We start from the raw sequence: 15,059 nt of genomic DNA, 5'->3' as shown, positions 1-15,059 counted from the left end.
GTAACCCTTGCGACGAATACGGATGATCGGCCTCTGGCCAGAGCGAAAGCAGCGTGGCCACTGAGATCCAATGGGCCGTTTGTTCGCCGGGCTGTCTGCTGACACGGTGAGCAAGAACGTCGTCACCCGGCCGGCGTTCCCGGTGCCCATCCAGCCGACGGCGAGCCGGCACGCGCAGAAGCGCTGGTTCGCCGGCGAGGTGATCGCCTGGGCGAAGCAGAACCGCGGCGGCCTGCCCAAGGGCCGGGGGCGCCCGCGCGATTCAGCGTGACGACTATGGGCTGCGAAATCGAAGGGCCGCGATGGTGACAAAGCCGATTTTTGTGGACTTGCCAACCCTGGCGACGCTCCTATCCCTTTCGGATAGCAGCATTCAGAAGCTCATACGGGAAGGGGAGTTTCCGAAGCCACGGATGCTTTCGGCGCGACGTGTCGCCTGGCTCATGCGCGAGGTAGAGGAATGGGCGGAGTCGCGCCCCGTTTCTGACCTGCCGCCCCCACCGAATACCGGAAGCCGAAATGCCACCCCGCAATAGTTGCCTGCCGATGGATCGGTTTGCCGTCCGTACAACAAGAACGCAGTCGCCAGGTAATTCACTGGGGGGGTAGTACGAGCGTTCATGCCTGTATGGGTGCTTGGGATCCCTGCTTCGTCGCTCTTCCAGTTCCTCTTGTAGTTGATAAATCGTTCCGTTCCAATCCTCGACGAAAGCGCCGTCAATTGAGATGAGCTCGATGCCGGGCCCGTGGGTTCGCTGCTGGTATTCGGTTTTCACGCTAAGCTGTTCCCCCCCGATCATTGGCAAATCCCAAACGCCGCTCAGCGTTGTGATGTCGTCATCTATCTCGAGTACTTCTTCCTCGCTGATGCGAATGCCAAGGACAACCTCGCCGCCCGCAATACCAGGCACTACGGTGGCCTTTCCGATGGGAACGCGCCTGCATGGCTTGGCCATTGTGTGATTGACGAAGCGGGCAGATATTTTCAGATGTCCGTCTAGCGCAAGTTGCAGGATGTCTGCGTCACTGATGACTTCCCCGAGAAGGGCGGAGAGATGGCGAACGGCGTCTTCAATAGATACCCATTGCTTCAATTCAAGTAGCTTACTCATGCACCCCCTAAGCGCACGCCCTACTGTTGGGAAACCACGCCAGCCGGGCACGGTGCCCGGTTTTCAGCTCGTCAGCCTAGGTGTGGCTCGTTAGCAATCAGGCCGATTTGGCGCCGATCGGCAAAATCTTTGCCCCTTCTTTCCATGAATCCAGCATGTCGGCCCATTGCTGCATCATCGTCGTGCGATCAGCCAGATAGTCGGCGTGGTTGTACGTCCGCCGGACTGTATTTGGTTCAGTGTGGGCAAGCTGCCGCTCGATCCAATCGGCGGAATAGCCCAATTCGTTCAGGCGCGTGCTGCCAGTGGTCCGAGTCGCATGTGGGCTGTACTTACCCGACCAGCCCAGGTATTTGAGTGCCTGGCGTAACGTCGCATCGGTCATGGGCAATGTGCGATCGTCCCGGTTGGGGAACACGTGCATATGGCGGCCAGTGAACGCCTGCTGGGCGCGCAGTATTTCAACTGCTTGCCGCGGCAGCGGAACGACGTGCTCCTTGCGCTTTTTCATACGCTCGGCGGTGATGCGCCAGACTCCGGCGTCGAGATCCATCTCACCCCAGCGGGCGCCGACCACCTCGTTTGGCCGGCAGAGGGTCATCCACATCAGGCGGAAGGCTGCTACGGTCTGGAAATTTCGTTCGTAACCATCCAGATCGCGGAGCAGCCCCCCGATTTCATTGGTATCCAAGGGGCGCTTGTGCTGGGTTTTGTTGGCAGGAAGCGCCTTTCGAACGGGGTACACCGGGTCAGCCTCGGCCCGCAGCGTGGACACCGCGAGCTCGAATACGCCTGACATAGTGCGCTTGGCTTCGGCCGCTACGGTGGGGCCGTTCTTCTCGGCTGAGGCTTTCAGGACATCCAGGATGTGCGCCGGCTTGATCGAGTCGACAGGCAAGCGCCCGATCTTCGGAAACACCACCCTGGCAAGCATGTCTAGGCGCCGATCCTTTGTGTTCTGTTCCCAATCCTTCAACGCCAGCCACTCGTGTGCTACCGCTTCAAAGGTCATGGCGGATGCTTGGACTCGCTGAATGCGCTCCAGTTGTCGGTGATGCGCCGGGTTGATCCCTTGCTTAACTAGGGCTCGAGCTTTGGTGCGTTCCTCCCTGGCTTCTGCCAGGGTGAAACGTGCGCCGCCGCGGCGAGCTTGCGCCTGCGCCGGACTTTCCCCAGTCGGTGCGTACACATACTCGCCAATGGCAAATAGGTTTTCCTTGCGGGCGCCATCTGAGACCAGTTCGAAGCGGTACCGCCAGGCTTTGACGCCATTCGGCTTGACCTCGAGGTAGAGGCCGTTCCCGTCGGTCAGCTTATAGGGCTTGTCCTTGGGTTTGGCGTTACGGCACTGCGTATCGGTGAGCATGGCGGCCTCGAAATCTAGGCGGGGCGCGGTACTCGACAGGAAACCGGGTATGGGTTTCTAGTGGCGACCGGGTACGGCGATCCTATACCCGCCTTTGTACCCGGTTTTCTATGATGTGACAAGAAGTCACATGAGACGGCAGGAAACAAAAAAGCCCAGCAAATGCTGGGCTTTCTGGTGGGTTGCGAGATGTCGTGATACATCCCGAAACGATAGCTTTGGCTTAGACGTTGAACAGGAAGTTCATCACATCCCCATCCTTCACCACATACTCCTTGCCTTCCGCCCGCATCTTGCCGGCTTCCTTCGCGCCGGTCTCACCCTTGAAGCTGATGAAGTCTTCATAGGCGATGGTCTGCGCGCGGATAAAGCCGCGTTCGAAGTCGGTGTGGATCACGCCGGCTGCCTTGGGGGCGGTGTCGCCGACGTGGATGGTCCAGGCGCGCACTTCCTTGACGCCGGCGGTGAAGTAGGTCTGCAGGCCGAGCAGCTTGAAGCCGGCACGGATCACACGGTCCAGGCCGGGTTCTTCCATGCCCAGGTCGGCCAGGAATTCGGCCTTGTCGGCGTCGTCCAGGTCGGCGATCTCGGCTTCGATGGCGGCGCAGACGGACACCACGGGGGAATTGGTCAGCTTGGCGTGCTCGCGCACGGCGTCCAGGTGCGGGTTGTTCTCGAAGCCGTCTTCACGCACGTTGGCGACGTACATGGTCGGCTTGGCGGTGATCAGGCAGAACGGCCGGATGGCTTCCCACTCTTCGGGCGCCAGGTCCAGGGTGCGCACGGCCTTGGCCTGGTCCAGCACGGCTTGCGCCTTTTCCAGCACGGCGACCAGGCGCAGGGCTTCCTTGTCGCCGGCGCGGGCCGGCTTGATGTAGCGGGCCAGGGCCTTCTCGACGGTGGCCAGGTCGGCCAGCGCGAGTTCGGTGTTGATCACTTCGATGTCCGACAGCGGGTCCACCTTGCCGGCCACGTGGATCACGTTATCGTCCTCGAAGCAGCGCACCACGTGGGTGATGGCGTCGCATTCGCGGATATTGGCCAGGAACTGGTTGCCCAGGCCTTCACCCTTGGAGGCGCCCGCCACCAGGCCGGCGATATCGACGAACTCGACCGTGGCCGGCAGCACGCGCTCCGGCTTGACGATCTCCGCCAGCTTGGCGAGCCTCGGATCCGGCACTTCGACCACGCCCACATTGGGTTCGATGGTGCAGAACGGGTAGTTTTCGGCGGCGATGCCGGCCTTGGTCAGGGCATTGAACAGCGTGGACTTGCCGACGTTGGGCAGGCCGACGATGCCGCATTGGAGGCTCATGGTAGAAGGCGGGAAATTGCAAAACCCGTATTCTAGCGGATGGGGGCCTCGCCATCGGCCGGCTTGAGCCGGCGTGGGGCGGGGCCAGGAGTGACGTGGCTATAATCCAGCCATGACCCGATCCCACGCGTCCGCGCGCCCGTCTGCGCGCAACTCCTCCGCTTTCCAGGTTGCTGTCGTCGGCGGCGGCATCGTCGGCAAGTCCTGCGCGCTGCTGCTGGCCCAGCAGGGCATGGACGTGGCGCTGGTCGCGCCCAGGCCGCCCCGCGCCAGCGGCCGCACGGCGGCGGGGCCGGATGACTGGGACAGCCGCATCTACGCCTTCTCGGCCAGCTCGCAGGCGCTGCTGGAGCGCATGCGGGTGTGGGAGGCGCTGGACCCGGCGCGGATCCAGCCGGTGCGCGACATGCGCGTGTTCGGCGATGTCAGCGCGGCCGAGACCTCGCCCAGCCTGGACGGGGACCTGCATTTCTCGGCCTACGCGGCCGCGGTACCGCAGCTGGCGTGGATCATCGAATCCAGCCACGTCGAGCGCGCGCTCGACACGGCGCTGGGCTTCCAGCACCAGGTGACCTGGCACGACGCCACGGCGAGCGCGTTCGAGCGCGATCCTGACGGCGTCACGCTGACCCTGGGCAATGGCGAGAAGCTGCGCACGGCCTGCGTGGTCGGTGCCGACGGCGCGCGCTCCTGGCTGCGCCAGCAATGCCACATCGGCGTCAGCACGCGCAAGTACCGCCAGCTGGGCGTGGTCGCCAATTTCGCCTGCGAGCGCCCGCACCAGGAAACCGCGTGGCAGTGGTTCCTGGGCGCGCCCGAAAAGCTGATGGCCGACGAGGAACCCGCCAACGGAGAAGTGCTGGCGATACTGCCGCTGCCGGACAACCATGTGTCGATGGTCTGGGCCGCCGAAGACGCCCACGCGCGCGAGCTGCTGGCGCTGTCGCCCGAGGCGCTCGCCGCCACGGTGATGCAGGGCGCCAGCGGCGCGGTCGGCGCGCAGTTCGGCGCGCTGCGCTGCGTGACCCCGGCGCAGGGCTTCCCGCTGGTGCTGCAGCGTGCCGACCAGTTCGTGCAGCCGCACGTGGCGCTGGTGGGCGACGCCGCCCACGTGTTGCATCCGCTGGCCGGCCAGGGCATGAACCTGGGCCTGCGCGATGTCGCGGAACTTGGCCGCGTGATGGCCGACAAAGAACCTTTCCGCAGCGAGGGCGACCTGCGCTTGCTGCGCCGCTACGAGCGCGCCCGCGCCACCGATTTGCTTGCGCTGACCGCGGCCACCGACGGGCTGCACCGGTTGTTCTCGTTGCCGGGCGGCGTCGCGCGCGTGGTGCGCAACACCGGCATGCGCGCGGTCGGCGGCCAGTCCTTGCTCAAGCGCTTCCTGATCGCGCGCGCGCTTGGCTGACCGCGGCCGCACCAACGTTCCGATCCCTTTACCGAATACTCTGGAGTCCACATGTTCCCATTCCTGCGCCGCCGCCCCGCCATGAGCGCCGCGATCACCGCCATCGCCGGCGGGCTGGCCGCGGCGGGCTTCGCGCTGCATGCCATGGCCGCGGGCGAGCCCGGCACCGACCGCATCAAGGAGTCGCTGCAGAAGATGGTGGGCGGCCGTGCGGAGGTGAAGAGCGTGAGCAAGACCCCGGTGCCGGGCCTGTTCGAGGCCAATATCGGCGGGCAGGTGGTCTACACCGACGCCTCGGGCCGCTACATCCTGAACGGCGAGATGATCGACACCCGCACCGGCACCAACCTGACCGAGGAGCGGCTGGCCGAGATCAACCGCATCAAGTGGTCGGACCTGCCGCTGGCGCGCGCGATCAAGTGGACCAAGGGCGATGGCAGCCGCCAGGTGGCGGTGTTCTCCGACCCCAACTGCGGCTATTGCAAGCGCATCGAGCAAACCTTCCAGCAAATGGACAACATCACCGTGTACACCTTCCTGTACCCGGTGCTGTCGCCGGATTCCGAAACCAAGGCCAAGCAGGTCTGGTGCGCGTCCGACCGCACCAAGGCCTGGCGCGACTGGATGCTCAAGCAGGTGGCGCTGACCGGCAACGGCAGCTGCAAGACCCCGCTGGAAGAGAACCTGGCATTGGGCCACAGCATGAACGTGACCGGCACTCCGGCGGTGTTCTTCACCGACGGCACCCGCATCCCCGGCGCGGCAGACGTCGCCACGCTGGAACGCAAGCTCGCCAGCATCAAGAAATAAGCGCGCGCCGGACCTGTACCGGCCCGATCGACGGCCGGACTTGTCCGGCCGTTCTGCTTTCTGCCTATCCCCTTATCCCATGCGATCGCCGACAGGCGACAAAGGAGACACCATGACCTTCCAGGCATTGCTGCTGACCCAGGCCGACGGCGCCACCCAGGCCAGTATCGCCACGCTCGACGACGCGCAACTGCCCGCCGACGGCGACGTGCTGGTTGCCGTCGACTACTCCACCATCAACTTCAAGGACGGACTGGCGATCACCGGCCGCTCGCCGGTGGTGCGCAAGTGGCCGATGGTGGCGGGCATCGACGGCGCCGGCACGGTGCTGGAATCCGCGCACCCGCGCTGGAAGGCTGGCGACAAGGTAGTGCTCAACGGCTACGGCGTGGGCGAGACGCATTGGGGCTGCCTGGCGCAGCGCGCGCGCCTGAAGGGCGACTGGCTGGTGCGCCTGCCCGACGCCTTCACCACGCGCCAGGCCATGGCGATCGGCACCGCGGGCTATACCGCGATGCTGTCGGTGCTGGCGCTGGAGCGCGGCGGCGTCAACGGCCCGGTGCGCCCCGGCGATGGCGAGGTGCTGGTGACCGGCGCCTCGGGCGGAGTGGGGACGGTGGCGATCTCGCTGCTGAGCAAGCTCGGCTACAAGGTGGTGGCCTCGACCGGCAAGACCCGGGAGGCGGATTTCCTGAAGGCGCTGGGCGCCGATGATGTGATCGACCGTGCTGAGCTGGGCGTACCCGGCAAGCCGCTGCAAAAGGAGCGCTGGGCCGCGGTGGTCGACTCGGTCGGCTCGCACACGCTGGTCAATGCCTGCGCCCAGGTGCGCTACGGCGGCGTGGTGACGGCGTGCGGGCTGGCGCAGGGCCTGGACTTCCCGGGGTCGGTGGCGCCGTTCATCCTGCGCGGCATCACCTTGCACGGCATCGACAGCGTGATGGCGGCGATGCCGCTGCGCGAGCAGGCCTGGCAGCGCCTGGCCGGCGACCTGGAGCCGGACCGGCTCAATGCGCTGACGCGCGAGATCGGCCTGGGCGATGCGATCGAGGCGGGCCGCAAGATCATGGAAGGCGGCATGCGCGGGCGCGTGGTGGTGGATGTGAATCGCGGCTGATCGCGCACCGTCGCCCTGATGCACCACCGCGTCGGCGCTGCATCCGTGTCCTAGCGCCGACGTTACAATCCTGCCCATGACGCCGATCCGCTATGCCATCGCCCCGCTTCAGCCTGAAGCGCACCTGTTTGCCGTCACCGTCACCGTGAGCGAGCCCGATCCCGCCGGCCAGTGTTTCTCGCTGCCGGCCTGGATCCCTGGCAGCTACATGATCCGGGACTTCGCGCGCAATATCGTGCGCATCCGCGCCGATGCGGGCGGGCGCGAGGTCAGGCTGACCAAGCTCGACAAGCAGCGCTGGCAGGCCGCGCCAGTCAGCCTGGCCGACGGCCCGCTGACGCTCAGCTACGAGGTCTATGCCTGGGACCTGTCGGTGCGCGCGGCGCACCTGGACAGCACCCACGGCTTCTTCAACGGCAGCTCGGTGTTCCTGGGCGTGGACGGGCAGGCCGAGCGGCCATGCACCGTCGATATCCATGCGCCCGCCGGCGAGGCCTATCGCGGCTGGCGCGTCGCCACCGCCATGCGCGAAGCGCCGGGCCGCGCAGGCGCCAAGCGCTACGGCTTCGGCCGCTACCAGGTGGCCGACTACGATGAGCTGGTCGACCATCCGGTCGAGATGGGCACCTTCCAGCTGGCCAGCTTCCGCGCCTGCGGCGCGCAGCACGACGTGGTCTTCACCGGGCGCGTGCCGCAGCTCGACCTCGAGCGCGTGTGCCGCGACCTGAAGCGCATCTGCGAACAGCAGATCCGGCTGTTCGAGCCCAAGACCGCGCAGGCGCCGTTCCTGGACAGCAACCGCCGCTACGTCTTCATGACGATGGTCACCAGCGACGGCTACGGCGGCCTGGAACACCGCGCCAGCACCGCGCTGATATGCGCGCGCAATGACCTGCCGGTGCGCGGCGACAGCGATACCAGCGAGGGCTACCGCACCTTCCTCGGGCTGTGCAGCCACGAGTATTTCCACACCTGGAACGTCAAGCGCATCAAGCCGGCCGCGTTCGTGCCGTACCGGCTGGCCGAGGAAACCTACACGCCGCTGCTGTGGCTGTTCGAGGGTTTCACCAGCTATTACGACGACCTGGTGCTGGTGCGCTCCGGCTGCATCACCGACGAGCAATACATCGAGATGCTGGCCAAGACCTGGAACGGCGTGCTGCGCGGCAGCGGCCGCACCAAGCAGAGTGTGGCGGAAAGCTCCTTCGATGCCTGGACCAAGTACTACCGCCAGGACGAGAATGCCCCCAACGCCATCGTCAGCTACTACACCAAGGGTTCGCTGGTGGCGCTGGCGCTGGACCTGACCATTCGCGACAAGACCCGCGGGCGACGCTCGCTGGACGATGTCATGCGCGCGCTGTGGCGCCGCTACGGCCGCGGCTTCTACGCGCCGGGCGCGGTGCAGCGCGGCGTGACCGAGGCCGAGGTCCATGCGCTGTTCGATGAAGTCACCGGCCTGCGCATGGGGCCGCTGCTGCGCTCGCTGACCGAAGGCACCGGCGAGCTGCCGCTGCCGGCGCTGTTCAAGGTGTTCGGCATCAAGGCCGAGGCGCAGAAGCCGGCGCGCACCGCGGCGCTGGGTATCAAGGTCAAGAGCGATGAGGGCTGGGTGCGCGTGGCGCAGGTGTTCGACGGCGGCGCCGCGCAGGCCGCGGGCCTGTCCGCCGGCGACCTGCTGGTGGCGATCGACGGCCTGCGCGTGGCGCCGGGCCAGATCGACAAGCTGCTGGCGCGCTACCGTAGCGGCGACCGCATCGAGCTGCACGCCTTCCGCCGCGACGAGCTGCAGGTGCTGCCGGTGACGCTGGCACGCGAGCCGGTTGCGCAGTTCAAGGTGAAGCTCGAGAGCGGACGGCACGCGGCGCGCTCGCGCTGGCTGGGCCAGTGAACTAGTTTTCCGCTGCCACACCCGCCACCGCACGCCATCGCCCCCGCTGCATGCAATACGCGCACGATCCCCGCACCTTCCTGTATTCGCACTACATCTACCGGGGGCTGCGCTCGGCCACCGGGGTGATCGGCGCCACGCTGATCGCGCTGCACTTCAGCGACCTGCCCACCGCGATGGTGGTGTCGATGGGGGCGCTGTGCACCAGCCTGATGGACCTGCCCAGCCCGCTGAACCACAAGTTCAACGAGATGATGGCCAGCGTGCTGCTGTGCAGCGTGGTCACGCTGGTGGTGGCGCTGGCCACGCCGTTCCCGCGCGTGATGCCGTTCCTGCTGGTGCTGGTGACGTTCCTGGCCGGCATGATGACGGTGTACGGCAACAAGACGCTGCCGCTGCAGTTCGCGGCGCTGTTCGTGATGACGCTGACCATCAACGAAGACTTCCTGGTGCGGCGCGCGCTGGAGCACGCGGCGCTGTTCAGCATCGGCGCGGTCGCTTATCTCGGCTATGCGATGCTGGTGAGCTGGATCACCGAGCGCCGCACCAAGCAGCAGGTGCTGGCCGAATCGTTGTATGAGCTGGCCGGCTATCTCGAGATCAAGGCCGGCTTCTACGATGCCGGCAACGACTACGAGGCCCAGTTCAACCAGCTGGTGCGCCAGCAGATCGTGGTGGCCGAGCGCCAGCAGGCCGCGCGCGACCTGGTGCTGCGCGGCAACCGCACCCCGCACGACGGGCTGCTGGTGCAGGTGCACCTGCGCATGCTCGACCTGTACGAGTACATCCTGTCGACCAACACCGACTATCCGCTGCTGCGCCAGACTTTTGCCGGCACGCCGGTGCTGGACCACCTGCGCGGGCTGGTGCTGCAGATGTGCAAGGACGTGGAAGAGATCGCCTACGAGGTCACGCGCGGCCGCGCCTCGTACGCCACGGTGGAATATCGCCAGGGCCTGCGCGCGGTCGAGGCCGAGATCGAGCAATTTCGCCACCACCATATCAACCCGGCGGCGATGACGGCGCTGGTTGATACGCTCGACATGATGCGCGGCGCGATCACGCTGGTCGGCCAGCTGCACGAAGCGTCGCGCACGCCGGTGGAGCCGGCCAGGGTGCTGCCCGGCTCGGACATGACGCCGTTCCTGACGCGCCAGAAGTATGAGTTCAGCGTGCTGCGCGACAACCTGAAGTGGAGTTCGCCGGCGTTCCGCTTCTCGCTGCGGATCTCGATGGCGGTGTCGCTGGGGCTGTGGATTGCCGAGCACCTGCCCTATGTGTCGCACAGCTACTGGATCCTGCTGACCATCATCGTCATCCTGAAGCCCAACTTCAGCATGACCAAGCAGCGCTACAACGACCGCCTGATCGGCACGCTGATTGGCTGCGTGGTCTCGGTCGCGATCCTGAAGGTGGTGCACCAGCCGCTGATCCTGCTGGGCGTGCTGTTCCTGTCGCTGGTGGCCAGCGCAGCGTTCGTGACCATCAAGTACCGCTACACCGCGATTGCCGCCTGCATCCAGGTGCTGATCCAGATTCACCTGCTGATGCCGGGGAGTCCCACGGTGGCGGGCGAGCGGCTGGTGGATACCGTGATCGGCGGCATCATCGCCTCGCTGTTCAGCTTTGTGCTGCCGAGCTGGGAATACCGCGCCATCCCCAAGCTGGTGGAGGGCGTGCTGCAGGCCAACCGCCGCTATATCGGCGCCACGCGCGACCTGCTGCTGCGCCGGACCAAGGATGACTTTGCCTACCGCGTGCAGCGCAAGCAGTTCATGGACAACCTGTCGGCGCTGATCTCGTCGTTCCAGCGCATGCTGGACGAGCCCAAGAGCCGGCACCGCGCGGTGGACAACCTGAACCGCTTTATCGTGCAGAACTACCTGGTGGCCGCGCACGTGGCGGCGGCGCGCATCCAGGTGCGCCAGCACTATGACGAACTCGATATCCCGGCCGCGGAAGCCGCGATCGAGCAGGCCACCGAGGCCGCCAGCCACAGCCTGCAGGTGGCCAGCGAGCGGCTGCATGCCGATGAGCGGGGCGGCGGCCGTGGCGCGGGCTTTGTCCGCAGCGGGAAAACGCCGGTGGAACGCAAGGAGGCAGCGCCTGCCGCCGCGGACAAGGCGGACGAAACCCCCGCTGAAGCTGTCGCCGGTGCCGAACCAGTGGCGGCCACCGTCAGCGCCGAAGTCGCCGAGGCCGCCGAGGATGCCGTTGCCGAACGCCGCGCCCGCCTGGCCGATTCCGCCGACAAGCGCCGCACCGACGTGCTGGTGCACGCGGCCGCCGCCGGCGAATCCAGCCATGAGGCTGGTCCCACCGCCAGCTCCACCGGCCGTCCGGCCAATGCGGTGCTGGACCGCCGCCTGCGCGCGTTGCGCGAGGATGCGGCCAAGATCGCGCTGCGCACGGGGGCCATCGGGCGCGCCATACGGGCGCGCGTCTGAGCCTGGTGGCTTACGGCGCCTCGGGCAGCTCTTCCTCGGGCAGTGTCAGCATGCCGCTGTTGTAGCGGTACTCGTAGATCTCGCCGTAGCGCCCCCAGCCGATCGCCACGCTGAGCACGCGCTCGGCCTCGGCGGGCTTCAGGAACTGCTCCAGTTCGTGCAGCACCTGTTCCTCGCGGATCTCGCCGGCCTCGCTCGCCACCAGTTCGCGGCGGATATGCGCGGCCAGTGCGACGTTGCCCAGCAACTGCTGGCCGAACATCGCCTTGCGTTGCTGCGGCCCGGCGGCGTACCAGGCGCGGCCGGCCTCGGTGGCGGCGATGTCGCCGCGCTCGATCGACACCAGTTGCACCAGCTGCAGCGCTTCGCACGCAGGCAGCAGTTCGTCGTCGGTGAGGCCGGCTTCGTCGGCCAGGTGGGGCAGGTCGGCGCGGCAGTTGAAGGGTGCCTCGCACAGCAGGTCGAGGATGGCTTCCATCTGGCTGATGTCGGCGTCCGGCAGCCGGTAGGCGATCTGGCGCGCGGGCGCTTGCGCGGGCAGGCGCGCTTCCGCCGCGGGGGCGGTCATCAGCGCGTAGATCTCGTCGACCAGCGCGCGCACCTGCGCGCTGTCGCGGTTGCGCGGGCGCGGCAGCGCAACCGGCACTTCGGCGCGGATGCGGCCCGGGTCGCTCGACAGGATCACGATGCGGTCGGCCATCATCACCGCCTCTTCGATATTGTGCGAGACGATCAGGATGCTCCTGATATTGGCACGGCCGCTTTCCCACAGCGCCAGCATCTCGTCGCGCAGGGTCTCGCCGGTCAGCACGTCCAGGGCCGAGAAGGCTTCGTCCATCAGCAGCAGGTCCGGCTCGGTCACCAGCGCGCGCGCAATGCCCACGCGCTGGCGCATGCCGCCCGACAGCTCGCGCGGCAGCGCGCTGTTGAAGCCGGCCAGCCCGATCATGTCGATCGCGGCCTCGGCGCGGCGCTCGCGCTCGGCCCTGGGCACGCCCTGGGCTTCGAGCCCCAGCTCGACGTTCTGCTGCACCGTCAGCCACGGGAACAGCGCGAACGACTGGAACACCATGGCGATGCCCTCGGCGGTGCCGGCCAGCCGTTCGCCGCGAAAGTGCACCTCGCCGCGGTCGGCGCCGACCAGCCCGGCCATGATGCGCAACAGCGTGGACTTGCCCGAGCCGGACTTGCCCAGCATGGCGACGATCTCGCCCTCGCGCAGCGTCAGGTCCACGCCTTCGAGCACGGCGCGGTCGCTCTGGCTGGCGGTGCGGAAGATCTTGCCGACGCCGCGCAGCTCGATCACGGCGGGGGCGGCGGTGGATGCAATGTTCTCTGCCATCGTTGCCTTACAAGCGAGTGCGCTCTTGCGCGAGTTGATACAGGCGGTTCCACAGCAGCCGGTTGAAGCCGACCACGAACAGCGCCATCACGACTATGCCCAGCGCAATGCGCGGGAAGTCGCCGCGCGCGGTGGTCTCGGCGATATAGCTGCCGAGCCCGGTGGCAACGATGGTGCGGTCGCCCCAGGTCACGTACTCGGACACGATGCTGGCGTTCCACGAGCCGCCGGCGGCCGTCACCAGCCCGGTCAGCAGGCTCGGGAACACCGCGGGGATCAGGAAGCGCTTCCACAGCAGCCAGCCACGCAGGCCGAGATTGCGCGCGGCGAGCTTCAGTTCGGTGGGAATGCCCGACGCCCCCGCGACCACGTTGAACAGGATGTACCACTGCGTGCCGAAGATCAGCAGCGGGCTCAGCCAGATCTCCGGGTTCAGCCCGAAGCGCACGATCAGCATCACCGCCAGCGGGAACATCAGGTTGGCCGGGAAGGCGGCCAGGAACTGCGCAATCGGCTGGGCAATGCGCGCCAGTTCCGGGTTCAGGCCGATGCGGATGCCGATCGGCACCCACACCAGCGCCGCCAGCGCGATCAGCACCACCACGCGCACCATCGTGATCGTGCCGAGCCACAGCACATGGCCGACTTCGGCCCAGCCCACCTCGCTGTGCACGAAGTAGCCCACGCGCAGCAACGCGGCCAATGCCACCAGCACGATCACGGCGTCGCGCACGCGGCAGAACCACAGCGCGCGCCGCGGATTGTCCGGCTGCGCCGGGGCCTGCCCGCGGCGCGCGCCCCACGCCAGCGTGCGCCCGGCCAGCGCCGCCGTCTGTGCCAGCACTGCACCCACCCACGCCGAGCGGCGCAGCAGGTCCAGCAGCCACGACTGCGGCAGCTTGTCCTGCGCCAGGGTCTCGAAGCGGAAGCGGTCGGCCCATGCCACCAGCGGGCGGAACAGCAGCTGGTCGTACAGCAGGATGCCCGCCAGCATCGCCAGGATGGCCCAGCCGATCGCGGCCAGGTCCTGCTGCTGGATCGCCAGCGCGATATAGGAGCCGATCCCAGGCAGGCGGATGTCGTGGCCCGATACCGAGATCGCCTCGGACGCCACCACGAAGAACCAGCCGCCGGACATCGACATCATCATGTTCCACAGCAGCCCCGGCATGGCGAACGGCACTTCCAGGCGCCAGAAGCGCTGCCACGGCGACAGCCGGAACATGGCCGCCGCTTCCAGCAAATCGCCCGGGATGGTGCGGAACGACTGGTACAGGCTGAACGCCATGTTCCACGCCTGCGAGGTGAAGATGGCGAAGATGGCCGCGCACTCCACCCCTGCGATATTGCCGGGAAAGAGGGCGATAAAGCCGGTCACGGTGATCGACAGGAAGCCCAGCACGGGTATCGACTGCAGGATGTCCAGCGCCGGCACCAGCACCTTCTCCGCTGTGCGGCTCTTTGACGCCAGCGCGGCAAACGCCAGCGAGAACAGCAGCGACGCCGCCAGCGCCGCCAGCATGCGGATGCTGGTGCGCATCAGGTAGTAGGGCAGGTAGGCCACGTCCAGGTGCACCGCCAGCTGCTGGTCGGGCTGGAACGGGGCGTTCATCTGCTGCGCGGCGAACGCGATCATCACGATCACGGCCAGGATGATCGGCAGCAGGGCCAGGTCGAAGCGGTTGGGCGGGGCGCGCAGCAGCTGGCTGTCAAAGCCAGGGGCGGGCGGGGCCGCGCGGCGGTCGGCGGGTGGCATCATGGGCGCTTCTCGGGCTGTATCGAGCTTGGATGGCAAGGCTTGTGGCCCAGCCCTGATTCGCGGCCCCGGTGGACAATGGCAAAGCCCGCATGCCGCCGGCTTCACGCCGGGCGGCGCGCATCCCTTTGTAACGCCCGGCATGGCGGTCTAGTTTACTTGGTGTGGATGACAGATCGCGCACGCTGCAGGCGTGCGCCCAAAGGGAAAAGCCATGAAGAAGGAAACCTGGCGCCTGGTCGCGCATGGGCGCGTGCAAGGCGTGGGCTACCGCGCCGCCTGCGCCGACGCGGCGGACGACCTTGAGCTTGGCGGCTGGGTGCGCAACCGGCTCGACGGCACCGTCGAGGTGATGGCGCACGGCACGGTCAGGCAGCTCGAAGCCCTGCAGGCGTGGATGGAACAGGGCCCGCCGGCCGCGCAGGTGACGCTGGTCGAGGTCGGGCCTGGGGAAGGGGAGTTTGCCGGTTTCGAATTCCGGCCGACGATCTGACG

The 15,059-nt window shown here is 67.0% G+C and carries 13 protein-coding genes; 9 read left to right on the top strand and 4 right to left on the bottom strand.

From position 1 onward, the window contains the following. Nucleotides 1–70: 70 nt before the first annotated feature. The 3 genes from AC3WVS_RS29490 to AC3WVS_RS29480 all read left to right on the top strand — a co-directional run bounded on the left by AC3WVS_RS29490 (nt 71) and on the right by AC3WVS_RS29480 (nt 1,001). On the top strand, nt 71–271 hold the full coding sequence (locus AC3WVS_RS29490) for a hypothetical protein (RefSeq protein WP_492321465.1): 201 nt from the start codon (nt 71–73) through the stop codon (nt 269–271). Nucleotides 272–302: 31 nt separating this feature from the next. After that, a complete protein-coding gene (locus AC3WVS_RS29485; RefSeq protein ID WP_492321464.1) occupies nt 303–536 on the top strand; it encodes a helix-turn-helix transcriptional regulator in 234 nt (77 codons plus the stop codon). A gap of 210 nt (nt 537–746) precedes the next feature. Continuing rightward, nucleotides 747–1,001 (top strand): hypothetical protein, encoded by a 255-nt coding sequence (locus AC3WVS_RS29480; RefSeq protein WP_492321463.1) that lies wholly within the window; start codon nt 747–749, stop codon nt 999–1,001. 208 nt (nt 1,002–1,209) lie between these two features. On the opposite strand, the gene AC3WVS_RS29475 is transcribed toward AC3WVS_RS29480, so the two are convergent. Together AC3WVS_RS29475 and ychF are read right to left on the bottom strand one after the other, a co-directional pair. Next, a complete protein-coding gene (locus AC3WVS_RS29475; RefSeq protein WP_492321462.1) occupies nt 1,210–2,478 on the bottom strand; it encodes a tyrosine-type recombinase/integrase in 1,269 nt (422 codons plus the stop codon). A gap of 223 nt (nt 2,479–2,701) precedes the next feature. Next, nucleotides 2,702–3,793, bottom strand: coding sequence for a redox-regulated ATPase YchF (ychF, locus tag AC3WVS_RS29470; RefSeq protein ID WP_492321461.1), 1,092 nt, complete (start codon nt 3,791–3,793; stop codon nt 2,702–2,704). A gap of 112 nt (nt 3,794–3,905) precedes the next feature. Here ychF and AC3WVS_RS29465 point away from each other — a divergent pair, with 112 nt between their 5' ends. The 5 genes from AC3WVS_RS29465 to AC3WVS_RS29445 all read left to right on the top strand — a co-directional run bounded on the left by AC3WVS_RS29465 (nt 3,906) and on the right by AC3WVS_RS29445 (nt 11,466). After that, nucleotides 3,906–5,201, top strand: coding sequence for a UbiH/UbiF family hydroxylase (locus AC3WVS_RS29465; RefSeq protein ID WP_492321460.1), 1,296 nt, complete (start codon nt 3,906–3,908; stop codon nt 5,199–5,201). 51 nt (nt 5,202–5,252) lie between these two features. Continuing rightward, on the top strand, nt 5,253–6,011 hold the full coding sequence (locus tag AC3WVS_RS29460) for a DsbC family protein (RefSeq protein WP_011616111.1): 759 nt from the start codon (nt 5,253–5,255) through the stop codon (nt 6,009–6,011). A 112-nt stretch (nt 6,012–6,123) separates the two neighbouring features. Then, a complete protein-coding gene (gene acuI, locus AC3WVS_RS29455) occupies nt 6,124–7,128 on the top strand; it encodes an acrylyl-CoA reductase (NADPH) (protein WP_492321459.1) in 1,005 nt (334 codons plus the stop codon). Between the two features lie 76 nt (nt 7,129–7,204). Continuing rightward, on the top strand, nt 7,205–9,019 hold the full coding sequence (locus AC3WVS_RS29450; RefSeq protein WP_492321458.1) for a M61 family metallopeptidase: 1,815 nt from the start codon (nt 7,205–7,207) through the stop codon (nt 9,017–9,019). 50 nt (nt 9,020–9,069) lie between these two features. Continuing rightward, the gene (locus tag AC3WVS_RS29445) at nt 9,070–11,466 is read left to right on the top strand and encodes an FUSC family protein (RefSeq protein ID WP_492321457.1); all 2,397 of its coding nucleotides are present in this window, start codon (nt 9,070–9,072) and stop codon (nt 11,464–11,466) included. A gap of 10 nt (nt 11,467–11,476) precedes the next feature. Here AC3WVS_RS29445 and AC3WVS_RS29440 read toward each other — a convergent pair whose 3' ends face one another. Together AC3WVS_RS29440 and AC3WVS_RS29435 are read right to left on the bottom strand one after the other, a co-directional pair. Continuing rightward, nucleotides 11,477–12,808, bottom strand: coding sequence for an ABC transporter ATP-binding protein (locus AC3WVS_RS29440; RefSeq protein WP_492321456.1), 1,332 nt, complete (start codon nt 12,806–12,808; stop codon nt 11,477–11,479). 7 nt (nt 12,809–12,815) lie between these two features. After that, entirely contained in the window at nt 12,816–14,567 is a 1,752-nt protein-coding gene (locus AC3WVS_RS29435) for an ABC transporter permease (RefSeq protein ID WP_492321455.1), read from the bottom strand. Between the two features lie 211 nt (nt 14,568–14,778). Between AC3WVS_RS29435 and AC3WVS_RS29430 the strand changes: the two genes are divergently transcribed. Next, a complete protein-coding gene (locus AC3WVS_RS29430; protein ID WP_010809896.1) occupies nt 14,779–15,057 on the top strand; it encodes an acylphosphatase in 279 nt (92 codons plus the stop codon). Nucleotides 15,058–15,059: the final 2 nt, after the last annotated feature.

Source organism: Cupriavidus sp. CPT47-8839-RL05A (assembly GCF_058792255.1).
This window is presented reverse-complemented; position numbering and strand designations above follow the sequence as displayed.